This window comes from candidate division KSB1 bacterium (assembly GCA_034521575.1).
GTDB lineage: Bacteria > Zhuqueibacterota > Zhuqueibacteria > Residuimicrobiales > Krinioviventaceae > JAXHMJ01.
The window spans coordinates 49,647-66,058 of the sequence record JAXHMJ010000004.1; the positions used below are offsets into that span (position 1 = coordinate 49,647).

Genomic DNA, 16,412 nt, shown 5'->3' on the forward strand with positions numbered 1-16,412 from the left:
TACAGCCTCCTTCAGGTCTTTGTGAACTCGTCTTTTGCGGTAGTCGTAAAGCTTCATTTTATTTTGCTGCCTGATTGCTCAAGAAAACCCATTCTCTCAAAAAAGTCATCCGTTTGTCTCAAAATATCCTCATCGTAATACACTTTTACCTCCTGATCCTCGTTGCCGAGATAATGCCGACGACCCTCAAACGTCACCAGTTCATAATGATTTCCCAGCTCGACGCTCTTGTCCCGGAAGCGCGTGACCACCCAGTAAGGCACCATGCGGTCGGCTGTGCCGTGAAAATGAATCGTTGGCGGCAGTCCGGATTTCAGATTGTGGAACGGGGACACCGACCAGATCTGTTCACGGCGGTCGCCCATCAATAGATCCGCCCAGGCTTCCAGGGTGTTGACAGTACTGGAATACAGCACAAACGCATTCGGCGCCGGACTCACTGCCAGATCATCGCTGGCCTCGTTGATGTCATGAAATAAAACTGTAGCCAGCGCCAGTTGACCGCCGGCGGACTGGCCGCTGGCCACGATTTTGTCCGGATCAATATGGTACTCGTCGGCATGTCCCCGAATCCAACGCATGGCGGAACGGGCATCCTTGACGCATTCGATCAGTGAGATATCCGGATGCGGGACTGTGCCCTCCTCTGTGATCGAAAGCCGGTACTGAAAAGAAAAACAGACAAAGCCTTTGCGGGCATAGCGGGTACAGGCGACGCGGAACTCGTCCGGATTCCCGTACGCCCAGCCGCCGCCGTGAAAAAAGGCCATGGCGGGTTTTGCCTCATCCGTTTTGTCTCGAGTTAGATAAACATCGGCCTTTAATTGCATTCCGTTTATGGTCTTGTAAACCACCGTCTGTTTGATTATGTCATCACGATCTGCAGCTGGCACCGCAATGACAAACGACAACAAGATCAGAATGGTTGTTTTGAGATTCATTTGAATATATTCTCCCAGGGCGCCTGATCTGTCAGGTATTTGGATTTTCGATTCAACATGCCGGCTCCTTTTTGGTGTTCGCACGGCATTTATTATTTCAAGCATTCGTCCGCAAAATTCAGCACAAAATGCCAGTCCAGCGGCGTGATGTTATGTCCGCCCTCGCGGATATGATATCTGATACGACTGCCGACGGGCTGATGCGGTTGCGGCACCGTCTCTGTCTGAAGGCCTGCTTCGCCCAGCAGACGATAGACCGGTCCCGCGTGCACAGCGGACAGAAATTCACCGCGCGGATCCGCCCACAGGTCTTTGCTGGCGCTGGCCACCACCAGCGGCCGCGGCGCGATCAATGACAGCAGCATATGCTGATCCAGCGGCAGATCGGATACCTTGTCATTATAGTCTTTAAACCGGCCGCAGAACCAGTGCGGAAACTTTTCATTGATGATTTTGACCGTTTCACCGAACTGTCGACGCGACAAAGCCGCGCCGCCGCAGCCCGAACAGCTGGAATACACCAGCGCAAAGCGCTCGTCCAGGGCTCCGGCCCACAACGCGGTCTTGCCCAGACGCGAATGCCCGATGACCGCCACGCGCTGAGGATCAATCTGCGGATCAAGTTCGAGATAATCCAGGATACGCCGCAGTCCCCACGCCCAAATGGAAATCGCGCCCGGTGAATCCGGTCCCGAATAATCCGGAAAAAACGAGTCCATGGCCGCGGCAAACAATTCCGGATCATCCGCTACAATATCATTATAGCAGACCGTCGCCACCGCATAGCCGCGCGCCACGATCATTTCCACCGGCCAGCGAAAACTGCGTACCCCGCGTGAGCCTTCGGTGACACGATTGTTCTCCGTTTGATAAGTGGCGCTGTTTTTTACCCAGCAATCCGCCAACGGTATACCCGGGTCGTGCTGTACCGCCTGATTACCGGCAAAATTGAGTCCCAGAAATGCCGGAACCGGTCCCTTGACATGTTCAGGGATATACATGAGCAGATCCACGCTCAGTTTTTTATCGTTTGACAGCAAATATACGGTCACCTGCTTGCGGCTGGCAATGCCTCCGAACAGCCCTTGTTCAACCGATTCGACTTTGAATTCGACACGGTCAGGCAAAACCGGAGATTCCCCGTAGACATTTGTCTTGAATAAATTTAAAATTTCCGGACGCCGTTTTTGAAACCACAGCTCGGGACGATTCACCGTATCACCGCTGCTCAGCACCAGCAAATCCGGCAGGTTGTAATCCGGCACTTTTGCTTCATCACGGATTACCTCATTGGGACCGGCTGGAACGGCAGCGGCCGACAAAACAAGAATCATGCATATCAACTTGACGTGCTGTACCATGGATTTTCTCCTGAACTTTATATTGAACAATGCCCGCTTGTTTTAATTTTGAAATCTTTATATTTCAGCGACAACCAAGTCGACTATAAAGACCTACTGGATCACCACATCCTCCGCCTGCTTGATGTATAGATCCAGGTCATCCGCATTGATAATTTTTTCACCGTTTATATAAAAATTCTCAATGGTCACATTTTTGATTTTGTGCTCCGCATCATAGCCGCCGATCAGCGAAATCGAGTAACCCGGATTATAGATCGTATTGGTTACATGAATGTCCTGCATCACTACATTTTCAACATGTCCGCGTTCCGGCATCCGGGACCAACGGCTCTTGACGATGCGCATGTCAATGAGTTTGTTGTAATAATGGTCCACGCGGATATCCTGATACAAAACATCAGACACCATCGCGCCATCGCAGTTGTGAATACCGAACACCCCGCCCTGTCCATGTACGCCCAGCACATCGCAATCGATATAGCGGATATGGGTAACCGGATTATCCACCAGTTCGTGCCCGATCTCAAACGCCTGTCCGCCGCCGTTGGACTGCACCGAACAATTCGTAACCAGAACATCATCCACACCGCTGTGGGTATTCAGAATCGGTACACTGTAGCGGTCGCGGGTGAACGATTTGACCACGATACAGTCGTCGCCGTTTCTCAGCATACAGTTGTTGATCCGGACTTTATGCGATGCGACGATATCGATGCCGTCCGATCCATGTCCGCTGCCCAGCTGTTTGATATTGTCAATACTCACATCCGAACTGTGATACAGGACCAACATCCAGCCCGGCGGTTCGATCATGATAATGTCCTCAACACTGGCATTGACACAGTCCTGCAGCCGGATGAAATGCGAATGTTCACCATAATGACTGTAATAACCGCCATCCACAACGCCGTAACCGGATATTGTAATATTTTTCGCAGATGTGGCCCGGATCGTACCCCGGACCACAGCGCCGCCCTCGATATAGACCTGCTCATTGTCCTCAAGTTTTAGCTTTCCGACCTCGTACACCTGTCCGCTTTTGTAAAACCGCAGTCCCGGTGTATCCGGATCCGGCCGGGGTTGAATATCATTGGAATAGACGAACAGCTGCTGCATATTATCAATTTCAACTAAAACCTTTTCGCCCTGCGGCAGTTCAAAGCGGATGCTGCTTGATTCGATGACCGGTTCAATGCCCAGACGCAGAGGCAAAATCCGGACGCCCTGCGGCGGTTCGGAACACAGCACCTGCACGGATACCGGTTCGTCACTCTCAAACGAGACAAAATTGCCCGCCGAGGTGTGATAGACAGAGGTCTCTTTCGCCTCGACCCGCACATTGAATTGTTCTGAACGCGGACAGATGCGCGGAAATGTGTGATAAATAACCTTGGCGGTTAATGGTCTGGTGAGTGCTAATGCAAACAGAATGAATAATACCGATCGCCTCATTTTATCTCCTCTTCAGGTAGGGATAATATATTTGTCAATTCAAAATATCCTGATATGCGCCTCGTTGAGACAGTTACTGTTCAGATAATGTTCTCTGTATATATTTCTGATCCAGTTCCTCGCTGTCCTTGTATTTCACGCGCAAATCCGCCAGACGTTGTTTCAAGTCCTGGACCACATCAGCATACGCCGGATCATCATAGACATTGTTGAGCTCATGCGGATCGTTTACACGGTCGTACAGTTCCCACTCGTCAATATCATAATAGAAATGCGCCAGTTTATAGTCCTCGGTCACAATACCATAATGACGCTTGACCCTATGCACCGCCGGATACTCGTAATAATGATAATACACCGCATCCCTGAAATTCTTGACATCGCCTTTGAACAGCGGCAGCAAACTCTCGCCCTGCATATCGGACGGCGCTTCCAGGCCGGCGGCATCTAAAAACGTCTGGGCGAAATCCAGATTCTGCACCATATTGGTATTCACGCTTCCGGCTTTGATGACCTTCGGCCATTTCACCAGCAGCGGCGTCTTGAAAGATTCTTCATAGATAAAACGTTTGTCAAACCAGCCGTGTTCACCCAGATAAAATCCCTGATCCGAGGTATACACAACAATGGTGTTATCGGCAAGGCCGTTTTCTTCGAGATAATCCAGGACTCTGCCGACGCCCTCATCCACTGCGGCGATACAGGCCAGATAATCCTGCATATAACGCTGATAGCGCCAGCGCATCAGGTCTTTGCGTGACATATTCGGATAATTCTTTTTAAAATCCTCAATCACCGGTTTGTACACCGCATCCCAGTCGGCGCGCTGTTCCTCTGTCATGCGTCCGACTGTGCGTTCGAACGCGTGTTTGTCCCAGTCCGAGGTTTCGGGGATTCCCAGTTCATCCATGACCTCGGGATAAACCTTGGAATCGCCAGCCCAGTTCTGGTGTTCCAGAATATTCATTTCCGCCTGTTTGGCGGCGGAACCACGTCCCTTGTAATCATCAAAAAGAGTTTCCGGTTCTTTGAATGTCTTTTTTGTAAATTCCTTGTAATGGCGTTCGGCGGGCAGCCATTCGCGGTGCGGCGCCTTGTGCAGATACATGAGCAGGAACGGCTGATTCTGCGCGCGTTCGTTTTCCAGCCAGTCCAGAGTCATATCGGTGATGATATCGGTGGTATAGCCTTCGAGATAGATCTCTCCATCATGTTTGGTGATAAAATCCGGATTGTAATAATGGCCCTGTCCGGGCAAAATTTTAAACTGGTCAAAACCTTTGGGATTGTTGCCGAAATGCAGTTTGCCGAACATGGCGGTCTGGTAACCCTGTTCGTGCAGGATCTGCGGAAAGGTGATCTGACTGTCATCAAACGGAAAGCGGTTGTCGACTTTGCCGTTGATGTGGCAGTGTTTACCGGTCAGGATCACAGCACGCGAAGGCGCACAAATGGAATTGGTCACGCAGGCATTGGTGAATTTTATACCCTGATCGGCAATACGATCTATATTCGGGGTTTTCATCAAGGTCGTGTCATAGGCGCTGAGTGCCTGATAGGCATGATCATCGGACATGATGAACAGGATATTCGGCTGTTTGCGCGGTTTTGCACAGGACGACAGCAGACCGGCTGCAGCAATGCCGCCGGTAAGGGCTGCGGCGCGTTTGAGAAAATCTCTTCGGGTTTGGGGAATATTCATGATGGGTCCTTGTGTGATAAAAAGCTGTAAATTTTAGCCGAAATACTGGACAGGATATGCAGGATTATAGCACGTATTCAGGATTGTCTCCTGTGTATAAGTTAAAAGCAAAAATAAGTGTAACAACACTTTATTAATATAATTATTCGTGTGCTGTTTTTCAAGGCGTTTTTAAGGGATTCACAAGAGGGTATATCCAAAACATGGAAACGTTTGGGAAATGTAAAGAACGGGTGGGGACGGATGAGACAAAGAATGGGGCCCGGATTGGGGGGATCAATAGGGGTTTTCGTGGGGAATTTGTGGTTGGCGTTTGACACGGGCTCAAAGTTGATAACATATATAGTTATTTATAACAATTAAATCAGCCGTTTTAACCGCATCAGAGAAACTAACGCAAAGCAACTAAAATAGAAATTGCCCCGAATTGTGCCTGAACGAATCGGCGGTTAAAATCGGCTGCATTTGCTTGATATGTTTCTTCTATCCATTGATATCAACAAAATTTAGGATTATTATTCTTTCATGTAACCCTATCCATAAACCTTAATGTTTAGTGGAAAGCTAATAAAGGTAGAGAATTTTTGGGACAGACAAATTATTTCCAATTTTATAATCAATAAAATAAAACCTAAAAAATATTAAGATTTGAAAAAATTGATTGGTAAACGAGTCAGATAAAGAGCCTGTATGAGGGAATTGACCAAATTGCCGGGTCACAGATTTTTTTACATTGATCTCCGTTATAAACAACTATGCCACCCAACCATCTTTTACCCAATGCAGATGCAACTTTTTTCATCACAGTAATATCGGAATGATATACTTTATTTCTTTTTTTGATCTCAATCCCGATAAAACCATGCTGATTTTTAATCAATAAATCCAATTCCATTCCAGAACGGGTTCGATAAAAATAACATTCAATATTCATACCTAATGTTCGGATTGTTTTGAAGATTTCACCCACAACCATAGTCTCATAAATCCTGCCATCATATTCGCTCCAATGATTACTTAATTGACGTAAAATACCTATATCTGACCAATAAAGTTTGGGGGTCTTGATGATTGAACTCGTTAAATTCTCATAATAGGGTTGTAAAAGAATCACCTGATAAGACAAAGCTAAATACTCAAGATATCGCCTTGATGAATCTACACTCAGAGAAGCATCTCTGGCGATTTCTGAATAATTTAAAAGATTTCCGGATCTTAATGCGGATAATTTTTGGAATTTTCTAAATGGAGCAAGGTCATCTAATCTTGCTAAATCAGAAAGATCTCTCTCAAGATAAGTATATTCGTAATCCTTTAACCATTTGATTCTTTCATTTGCATTTAAACTGATCAGTGCCGGCATTCCTCCCCAGTTCAGATAATAATTCTGTATTTTTATTCTTCTCTCTTTTTCCAATCCCATGATGATCGATGGAATTTTGTCAAAGTGATCGTCTATAGAATCTGTTTCCAATAGTTCTTGAATGAGTGGAGTTGTAACAGTTTTCGAGTTTTTATTCCAAAATAATTCCGACAATAATAAAGGCCAAAGCTCATAGATATTAATTCTGCCGGAAAGAGTTTCTCTAATTTTTTTAATTAATAGAATTTGGCTGGAACCTAATAGCACAGAAAAATTTATATTTTTTTCATCAAAACAATATTTTATTTTCTCAAAAATCGATGGTTCTTTTTGTGCTTCGTCAAAAACTGCTTCTCCAATATCTTTCCCCCAGGCGAATGTTGAAATGGTTTTTAAACCCTCCCGATATTCAATAGCGTCAAGATTATAATAGGGCATTTCAGCATATTTTTCCCTTGCTATAGTTGTTTTTCCGGTTTGTCTGGCACCTGTAATTAAAACGATTGTTCTTTGGTTTGAATCAGGTAACAACTGATTTAAAAAGCGATATTTCAGCAATTCTTCTCTCATAATCGTTAAATTAACAGTTTTTTTTACGAAAGTCAAGATTATTTTTAAATTATTTTTTATTTGATCAACAGTATCCGTGAAAAGAGAGAAATTTTCATCCTTGTTCTTGTGCCTGGCTTTGCTGCGGCGCATCATTTCAGAAAATGGAATGACTTGGTAGCATCCGACCTCCCACCCGGACAACCTTATTCGCTTATTTACAATCAATCCTCAGCAGTATAAGCTATCCCAAAAATCCGGCCCCAATAAGAAAAAATAGCTGGTTCGAATTAAAGTATGTAAAAACAAATGGTCAATTTTAAAAATCAGATACCTGTAACCCACAAACGTATCTAGACTGTCCGATTCGTGTCAACTGTTACATACTTGAAATATAAGCAATGACTCTATTGAAATCCCCCATAAAAACCCAATCACGGGTCAAGTTCAGCCATCTGTTACAGGCTTTACCGAAGCAACTATTGTACGGCTTGCTTGAGAATATCCTTTATATTTTAACATCGGTTATACCAGCCTCCTTTAAAAAACGTCTCACGGATCAAAGGGCGACTTTCAGTATCCCTCTGAGGATGAGGCCTGTGGAAAACAGCCTTTACCATTCAGATAATTACGAATTCTTGAACCTTTTCCTTCCGATAATTCACCACCAAGAGCAACGATTAATTTTTCAATATCCCGCCAATCAATATCCGACCGAATGGGATCATTAAATATCTGTCAAAGGATTTTTTTATGTTTCTGATTCAACGGCTCCATAGTACTAATTAATAGTATCTTTGAAATTGTCAACATTTTTCTATAACCTGATATTGCGAGTATTGGAAACAGGGATTCGTACTCTAACATTGCCCCGGCCAGGATTGATCAACAAGCTGCAAGGAACGGTGCGGGAAATGGCCTTTATTTACTGTTATACAATGACTTTGTGATTCTGAAACAGTACGTTCTGTAAAACGTACTGTTTTTATACGTGGAACGGGACACAGATTTGGGGCTGCGGCTCCTCCTCCCTCTCTCGCCTCCCATCCGCGTCATCCGCGTTCCATGAATCGGCTGCAGTGGGAATCCGCTGATCAGTTTATTTTTCGCACAGGAGTTGAACCTTTGTGTGACCAGAAAAACAGGTCTCCCATGTAACTCAATATGACATAAATTTCACTCCCTGACACATTAGAGTTTTCTATTTAAAAATGTCCTTGTTCGCAATAAGTCTAGTCGCTATAAAGCAACGCTAAAAGATGATATATTCAAAACATGGATTATTCCGAAAAAATTGATTGGAGGTATTCATAGAAAAACAAGATCCTGTCCTGGTCCCCGGGATCAAAAAGAAACGGTTCAACATCTTTGGCTATTAAATTCATATCTAAATCTTTACATACATTTTCAAGTGCATCTTTGAGCATTCTGGGCTCCTCGATTTCCGCTTTATTTTTTAAATATTGATAATCCGGTGAGATATTTTTACTATTCAGAAACAAAACATCATAAAAGTCCCTGCCTTTTTTTCTTGGCCGGTTTAAAATGGCCAGATACTTTTGTGCCAGTAATAATGATAATGGAGTGCATAAAACAGCGCTAAACACTTCAAATTTGTTCAGTATAATCCGTTTTGGTGAATAAACATAATCTTGCGGTTCTGTGTCCAATTGAATCAGTATTTTTTCATTTTTGTATCCGGATAATCCCCCGTCAAATAGCAATCGCGGAAACCGGATATAGCAATGCCAGGCACCCCGCATGACTGTCTTTATTTCAACCTCGTATCCTTCACGTTCAAGTTGTGTCGTTATATGTCGAGTTAACTTTTCAAAATCCTCACCTTTGATTCCAAGATTATCAAAATCAAGGTCTTCAGAGAACCGGTGATTCCCATGTATAATCCGAAGACATGTTCCCCCCATAAATGACAGGGAATTTGCAAAATCGCTCTTGTAAATAAAATCAAGAATTTTATACTGCAGATATTCCCTAATCATGAATCCGGGAAACTTGTGCAAATTTTCAGGATAAAAAGTTCTGATTTCTTCAAGTTTCAGCATGCAATACCCCTTTGAAAATGCCCAATCGTTTGTCAAGCGCGTCATGATCAAGATAATTGCCATACACTTTTAATTTTTCCAAAGACATATTAGTTCGAATAACATCCATTTTCCAGCGCAAAGATTGAAACGTAGACGAATCCAGAATCTCTGAGTGTAAGTATAAATAATCAATTACAGCTTTTTCCAATTCTGCCATAGCATAACGGACATTTTTCCAGGTCTCCAGTGTGTATCCGAAAAAGAGTTTCTTTTTTATATGTCTGTATTGAAAATGCCCAACCGGCGTGCCAAAGGTCTCGGTTTTAAGTGTGGTGCATGAAACGGTCTGAAAAACGCCTTCCGGGATAATACCATAATAAGCCAAAGCAGATTCAAGTGAAACATAAGAGGGCTGATATATTGTATTCGCAGTGTAATAGAGAAATTCTTCAGATATAAACGCCTCACTGAAACAATAATATCGATTGCGTATTTTCAAAATATAACCTTTTTCCTGCCATTCCACCAGACGTCTCGTATCAAATTCGGGAAAATGTTTTTCAATTTCCTGTTTCGTAAAAACAGGATAATCAGACATTTTCTTTTGGAATTGCGTATAATTCATTCTATGCACCTTTTATTTCTTTTTATTGTTAAAATTAACAATTTTTAGAAACAATATCAACTTTTTTTATTGAAAAAAACCTTTATATTCAGTTCAAATTTTCAGAACATTTATTTACTCTATATTATTTTATTCTTATCTTTATAAAACATTTTAGTTTCCTGGAATATCCCTAATATGAATGCTCACAACACAATCAGAATACATAAAAAGACAGAACAAACGTTTGTTTATCAAAACAATGATCTCTTTTACCGCGATCATATCATCATCAAAACACCGGATCAGCCAAATCACAGATTCAAATCAAATTATGAAAACGCTACATTCAGGGCATCGCTGGGGCAATTTGCATCCTATACTGAACATTTGAGTCTGCAGGATGACACTATTATTGGCAGGGTTTGCCTGACCGTGCATACGGATCAACCATTTATTGTGCAATGTCCCTTCCATTTTGCAAAACCGGATCAGCCTCCCTATTTTATGATACCCGGGTTTCTCTACGGCACCAACAATCTCGCCACATCCGACGGTCAGCAGCCGAAATTCAATTACGGCGGGCCTGCAGGCTGGCCGGACAGTTCTCTCTTTTATGTTCGCGCGGACCGCAGCACGCATCCCGGAGTGGTTTGTATCCGGAACGGAATCGGGATGCTGGTCGGGATCAAAGACATGATGACAGACGAAACCGGCAGACCGGTTCAGGGCCAGCCTGAAACCGAATGGGCGCCCGCCTGTCTGTACAACGGTTTGATGCTGGACACATATGATCCGGACACGGATATGATCGGCTTTCAGCTCGGTTACGAAAATGCACCGGCGCGCTATTCCTGGGTCCGCGAGCCATGGGTTCCAAAACATGATGAATACCTGTTCGGCTGGATTGAGGGACAGTCGGGGAAAACACTGCAGACACAGACTTTTTATGCAGCCACAGCGGCGGAACACATTCCCGATTACGGCAAACTGCTGCGGACATACTATGCGGTGCTGCATGAACCGCCCGCACAGCGTTCAACCCGAAAAGAGACGCTACGTAAAATCAGTCGGGCCATTTGTGATTATTCCTGGGATGCTGACAAAAAAGGATTTGTTCTGGTGGACGGTGAAAACACCGGCGCCGATATTGCCTGGACCGGCGGTATGCAGACGGCCTATCCTCTACTGAAAGCGGCAAAGATTATCGGGGATCAGAATGCGAACGATATTGCGCTGCAGTTCATTGACAACATGTGCCGGACTGCCCTGAACGATAAAGCCGGTCTGCTGTATGAAGAATACCGCGCCGGCGGCTGGCAGGTGACTGGTTGGTGGGGCGTGCGCGAGGATTGTTTCAATTTCGGTGATCAGCCGCTGCATTCGGCGTATCTGAACGGTCAGGCTGCCTATTATCTGTTAAAGTCATACGAACTGGAGAGTCAAACACATCCCGGATGGCTGCGGTCCGCCCGCACGGTTCTGGATACTGCAGCGCGCGGTCAGCGCAGTGACGGTGCATTACCTGTATTTTTTGATCCGGAGACGGGTGACGGCATCGATTACGACGGATTTCAGCCCTGCTGGTTTGTTCCGGCGCTGGTGCTGCTTTACAGATACTCGGGAGAAAAAAATTATCTGGATGCCGCGGAAACGGCGCTCCGGCATTATCATGGCTACCATTTAAAGGGCGAGCTGTACAACACGCCAATGGACACACACCGCGCCGTGGATCAGGAGGGCAATCTTGCCTTTATCATCGCCTGCGTGGAATTTCATAAACTGACCGGCCAATCCAGATTCCTGGATATTGCCATGCACGGGCTGAGCTGGGAATTTTCATGGAAGTTTGCCTACAATACCGTCTATTCCGCAGAGCCTTTGCGCAGCATGAACTGGTCGTCCTGCGGCGGTTCAATCACCAGCACCTATAATCCGAGCATTCACCCCATGGGTAACCTCATTGCCGGAGAGCTGTATTATCTGTATCAGCAGACCGGCAGCGAATATATTCGTCAGCGATTGAAGGATACCTGTATATGGGGCCTCGGGATCTACAATACCCGGGACAATGATTTCGGATTCGGCAAAACCGGCCAGGCCACTGAACAGTTTACCTACTCGGACGGACTGGTATTGCCATGGCCGGGTCCCTGGGACGGCGGGATCTGGAAGGCTTCGTTATCGTGGGCGTCCTCCTGTGTGCTGCTGCTAGCTGTGCAGAGGATATTCCGGATGAATTCTTTGAATAATCCGCCAATGCGTCTGGGGTGGTTCGGACAAGATTTTATTGCAATGTTGGAATGGCTTTGCTATATTTTAGCCTGTTTTTTCATCAACTTTTCAAACGGCCGGTATAATCCGTTCAATATCATCAAATTAAAAGGTTTGAGAGCGCCATGAAGCGCATAATTGTTTTTTCCCTGATCGCGATGTTCAGCATCCGGGGCTATTGTCAGACAGGTGATAGCGCAGAAGAAACTTTTTTCACGCCTACAAACATTCATTTCAGCGATATCACATTCAAAGCCGGAATTTTACCCCACGGTGAACATGACTATGGACACGGGGTCACATTTGCGGATATCAATCATGATCAGCGCCCTGATTTTCTGGTCAGCAACGCCATGCGTGATATTGAGCTTGATGAGCATCTGTATATGAACCAGGGAAATGCATTTTTTAAAGAGGATGCGTCTGCTCGCGGGCTGAGCGATCCGGGACTGACGCACGCCATGGTCGCTGCTGATTATGATAATGACGGTGACCTGGACCTGTTCTTTTCCAATATGACCATGTACCACGACGGGCACGGCGGATACGGTCACAATGTATTTTACCGCAATAACGGAGAGGGATATTTTACAGACAAAACGGATGCGGTTGGACTGTCAACGCAGCGCAATGACACCCGCGGGGCCGTGGCATTTGACGCGGACAATGACGGCTGGCTGGACATCTTTGCCGCAAACTGGGGACAGCCCTGCGAGCTTTATCTCAACCGCGGCAACGGCCGGTTTCGCCGCGAAAACCGTGGCGCCGAAGGCCCGCAGAATGATGAATCTGCGAAACAGGGGGTGACCGCAGCGGACTTTGACAACGACGGTGACATTGACCTCTATGTCTGCCGACGCGAAACCGGCAACTGGCTGCTGGTCAACGGCGGCGGCGGTTATTTCAGCGAACGCGCAGCGGATTATCAAATCGATGTGGAGGGCCGTTCACACGGCGCTGTATTTGTGGATATCGACAGGGACGCAGATCTGGATCTGTTTATCGTCAATTACCGAACGCCGCGCGCACCGCTGCCGTTTCTGAATGTATTTATCAACAACGGTGACGGAACGTTCACAGACCGCACGCAAGCGTACAATATACGGGTTAGCGGCTACAGTGTGGTGTTTGGGGATGTTGATAATGACGGGGATTTTGATATGCTGCTGGTCAAAAATCCGGACAAAGATCCGGGAGCACGGCCTGCTCTTTATTTAAATGATGGAAACGGCAATCTTACCCTCCTCGCTTCCAGCGGTGTGGAGATGCCGGTTCAGGATCCGCGCGGCGCCGGATACGCGGATATTGATCACGACGGCGATATTGATTTTTTCATCGCCTGCAAAGATGGACAGAATTATTTATTGAGAAACGATCTTGAGAGCAGCAATCATTATCTGGATATATTGTGCTATGGCCCACAGGGTGATTACGGCGGATTCGGAACCAAAGTCTGGATTTACGAACCCGGGCATCTGGGTGACGATACGCATCTGATTGCGTATCAGGAATCGATTTCCCAATACGCTTATCTGTGTCAAAACCAGACCGCCCTGCATTTCGGACTGGGACAACATATTTGCTGCGATATCAAAATAATTCTCACCGACGGCAGTGTGCATACGTTTGAAGCTATTAAAGCCGATCAACGGTTTGTGTTTCACGGTCCCGCGGATCTGAATTACGAATCCGGCAATGACCAGCACGGCTGGATTGAGCGTCAATTCCCCGAAGCTCTGGTGGTACGCGTCACTCGTCAGAACGAGGTGGTTGCAGATGCACGCGTCACCTTTACCCCGCAAAACGGCGGACGTATGCTCGAGTCACAGCCCGTTATAACCGGTAAAAACGGATATGCGGCAGCGCATTTCATGGCCGGATCCCGAGATGATGAATATCATATCAAAGCGACCTGTGATCAGACGCAGGATCAAGAGGTCTTTTTTTCTGTCACAGCAACACGTCCTCCGGTGCAGCTGGTCAAACTGGACGGGGAAGACCAAACAGGCCGGGTTGCCGAACCGCTGCCCGTCCCTTTGAGCGTCAGGACAGAACATCCGGACGGACGCCGGGTGACGGGACAGCCGGTGCGGTTCAATGCGGTTCCGGGCAGCGGTTCATTCACAGACCGGACCGTGCTGCAGGTAAAAACAGACAGCCTGGGAATCGCTTCTGCCAACTGGACCCTGGGAGAACAAAGCGGATTCCAGACCGTGACAGCCTCTATTGATACAGAAACGGTCTCTTTTACAGCAAACGCACAACCGCAAAATCCATATCAGATTGTATCCGAATTTGATCCCGACCGTCCGCGCCAGGCGGCAGAAACCTATCCGGTCCTCTGCCGGGTCACCGATCAATACAACAATCCGATAGTCGGTCATGCGGTTCAATATCAGATCATATCCGGTACGGGCCATATCAAGCATCAGAGCTCTGTGATTGATTTTACAGATTCAACGGGACATACCACTGCGGACTGGTTTCTGGGCGGAAATTATCAGGAGCAAACTGTTATCCGGATCGCAAGCAGTTTCGATGAGGAACCGCTGGTGAATTCACCACTGCGCCTAAAACTCTCACACATAACACCGCCCTCCTTCGGGCAATCCACAATTACAGCAACAGACAGCATCATCGCCGACGGCAATGACCATACAGAACTATTAGTGGCGCTGAAAAATGATTCAGGTGTGGCGCTTTCGAGTTATCCGATCACCATTAAAGTCAGCGGTTCGCAAAATCAACTGCACATCAGTGATTCTCTGACGGATGAACAAGGGTTGGTTCACGCGCAATTGTCCAGTACAACGACAGAGCGTAAAATGATCACAGCCCGTATCGATAAACCCGGGATTGCGGTTCCGGACACAGAGTTTGTGACATTCATTTCTTCGCCTCTGGATTCATTTTTTCTGGTCAAGATAAACGGAGACAATCAACAGGATACAGTCCAACATCGTTTGCCAAAACCGCTCTCAGTGCAGGTAATCAATGCCAATCAAGAACCGATACCGGGTCAGCCGGTGGTATTTTACAGGGTAAAAGGAAACGGTCATTTTGACGAAGATAGTCTGGTTACGGTTGCCAGTGACAGCAATGGTCTGGCACAGACAAATTATACACTGGGGACTCGTTCCGGTGTCCATAGTGATTCTGTAACCGCAACATTGAACAATAGCATCGGATTTCATGCCTCTGCCCTGCCGGACACTCCGGATCGATTACTGAACCTAACGCCTGATACATTATATTGCCGGGCTACGAGCCGACTTTTACATCCGTTCCGCGTCCAGATCATAGACCGCTATGGCAATCCGCTTTCTGGAGAAAAAATCCAATTTTCGGCACCATCCGGCGGTATGTTCATTGACGACAGTTTGCAACTCACAAATTCAGCGGGGGTGGGTTCATGCCGAATCCATTGTATAGACCGGGGCGGGGTTTACCAGTTCACAGCTCATACCTCGGATAGTTTAATCACACGCCTGACCGTGATCGTCAATGATCCGTATCATGTATTCAAAAACCGGTCACCCGACACAGTGTATGCCGACAGCCTGAATCAGATTGCCACGCTGGCAGCGCGAATCACACGACGAGACCGCAGTCCGTTGCCTGGCGTGACGGTAACATTCTCGCGCCTCGAAGGAACCGCCGAGTTTCACTCAGACTCGCTGTGTACAACGGATTCGACCGGCACAGCCACTTGTCGGGTCGGATTGGTACATCCCTGCCGTTCAGCTGTGTTCCGGGCCAAAACTCAACTGGACACGATACTGTTTGCTTTGGTGCATCGTAATAGTTTATCAGTTCATGATGATAATCCAGAGTCTGCCAATCAGGTACGCCTGCACTCGGCTTACCCCAATCCGTTCAATTCCCGAACAGTTATTTCATTTGAATTGCCCGTGTCAACCCGTGTCACACTGGCGCTCTATAACATCAAAGGCCGGTTAATTGCAACTCTGATCGACCGGAATATGCAGTCCGGTTTTCATTCCCTGACCTTTGATGCCCTAAATGATCAAGGTGTCCACTTGTCATCCGGTCTGTATTATCTGGTGCTGCGGACACCGGAATCCCGCAAGCACCGCCCGATACTGTTTCTGAAATAG

The 16,412-nt window shown here is 46.5% G+C and carries 9 protein-coding genes; 2 read left to right on the plus strand and 7 right to left on the minus strand.

What is annotated here, in order from left to right; translation table 11 throughout:
- Positions 1 to 53: 53 nt before the first annotated feature.
- From U5R06_12375 to U5R06_12405, 7 genes are all read right to left on the minus strand, one after another.
- On the minus strand, positions 54 to 941 hold the full coding sequence (locus U5R06_12375) for an alpha/beta hydrolase (GenBank protein ID MDZ7723567.1): 888 nt from the start codon (positions 939 to 941) through the stop codon (positions 54 to 56).
- Positions 942 to 1,033: 92 nt separating this feature from the next.
- Positions 1,034 to 2,302 carry an acetylxylan esterase gene (locus U5R06_12380; protein MDZ7723568.1) on the minus strand — a complete coding sequence of 423 codons (1,269 nt, stop codon included), beginning with the start codon at positions 2,300 to 2,302 and terminating at the stop codon, positions 1,034 to 1,036.
- A 93-nt stretch (positions 2,303 to 2,395) separates the two neighbouring features.
- Complete coding sequence (locus U5R06_12385; GenBank protein ID MDZ7723569.1) at positions 2,396 to 3,757, minus strand: glycosyl hydrolase family 28 protein; 1,362 nt, start codon at positions 3,755 to 3,757, stop codon at positions 2,396 to 2,398.
- Positions 3,758 to 3,830: 73 nt separating this feature from the next.
- The gene (locus tag U5R06_12390; protein ID MDZ7723570.1) at positions 3,831 to 5,459 is read right to left on the minus strand and encodes a sulfatase-like hydrolase/transferase; all 1,629 of its coding nucleotides are present in this window, start codon (positions 5,457 to 5,459) and stop codon (positions 3,831 to 3,833) included.
- Between the two features lie 673 nt (positions 5,460 to 6,132).
- A complete protein-coding gene (locus tag U5R06_12395; GenBank protein ID MDZ7723571.1) occupies positions 6,133 to 7,575 on the minus strand; it encodes an ATP-binding protein in 1,443 nt (480 codons plus the stop codon).
- A gap of 1,076 nt (positions 7,576 to 8,651) precedes the next feature.
- A complete protein-coding gene (locus tag U5R06_12400) occupies positions 8,652 to 9,434 on the minus strand; it encodes a nucleotidyl transferase AbiEii/AbiGii toxin family protein (GenBank protein MDZ7723572.1) in 783 nt (260 codons plus the stop codon).
- A complete protein-coding gene (locus U5R06_12405) occupies positions 9,421 to 10,041 on the minus strand; it encodes a hypothetical protein (protein ID MDZ7723573.1) in 621 nt (206 codons plus the stop codon). Before U5R06_12405 ends, U5R06_12400 begins: the two co-directional genes overlap by 14 nt.
- Before the next feature lie 177 nt (positions 10,042 to 10,218).
- On the opposite strand from U5R06_12405, the gene U5R06_12410 reads away from it, so the two are divergent.
- Both U5R06_12410 and U5R06_12415 read left to right on the plus strand, forming a co-directional pair.
- The gene (locus tag U5R06_12410; protein MDZ7723574.1) at positions 10,219 to 12,423 is read left to right on the plus strand and encodes a hypothetical protein; all 2,205 of its coding nucleotides are present in this window, start codon (positions 10,219 to 10,221) and stop codon (positions 12,421 to 12,423) included.
- The gene (locus U5R06_12415) at positions 12,420 to 16,412 is read left to right on the plus strand and encodes an FG-GAP-like repeat-containing protein (protein ID MDZ7723575.1); all 3,993 of its coding nucleotides are present in this window, start codon (positions 12,420 to 12,422) and stop codon (positions 16,410 to 16,412) included. Before U5R06_12410 ends, U5R06_12415 begins: the two co-directional genes overlap by 4 nt.

Excerpts from the sequence above, each read along its gene's own strand:
- U5R06_12375 (MDZ7723567.1), bottom strand. The coding sequence starts at position 941 with ATGAATCTCAAAACAACCATTCTGATCTTGTTGTCGTTTGTCATTGCG.
- U5R06_12380 (MDZ7723568.1), bottom strand. The coding sequence starts at position 2,302 with ATGGTACAGCACGTCAAGTTGATATGCATGATTCTTGTTTTGTCGGCC.
- U5R06_12385 (MDZ7723569.1), bottom strand. The coding sequence starts at position 3,757 with ATGAGGCGATCGGTATTATTCATTCTGTTTGCATTAGCACTCACCAGA.
- U5R06_12390 (MDZ7723570.1), bottom strand. The coding sequence starts at position 5,459 with ATGAATATTCCCCAAACCCGAAGAGATTTTCTCAAACGCGCCGCAGCC.
- U5R06_12400 (MDZ7723572.1), bottom strand. The coding sequence starts at position 9,434 with ATGCTGAAACTTGAAGAAATCAGAACTTTTTATCCTGAAAATTTGCAC.
- U5R06_12405 (MDZ7723573.1), bottom strand. The coding sequence starts at position 10,041 with ATGAATTATACGCAATTCCAAAAGAAAATGTCTGATTATCCTGTTTTT.
- U5R06_12410 (MDZ7723574.1), top strand. The coding sequence starts at position 10,219 with ATGAATGCTCACAACACAATCAGAATACATAAAAAGACAGAACAAACG.
- U5R06_12415 (MDZ7723575.1), top strand. The coding sequence starts at position 12,420 with ATGAAGCGCATAATTGTTTTTTCCCTGATCGCGATGTTCAGCATCCGG.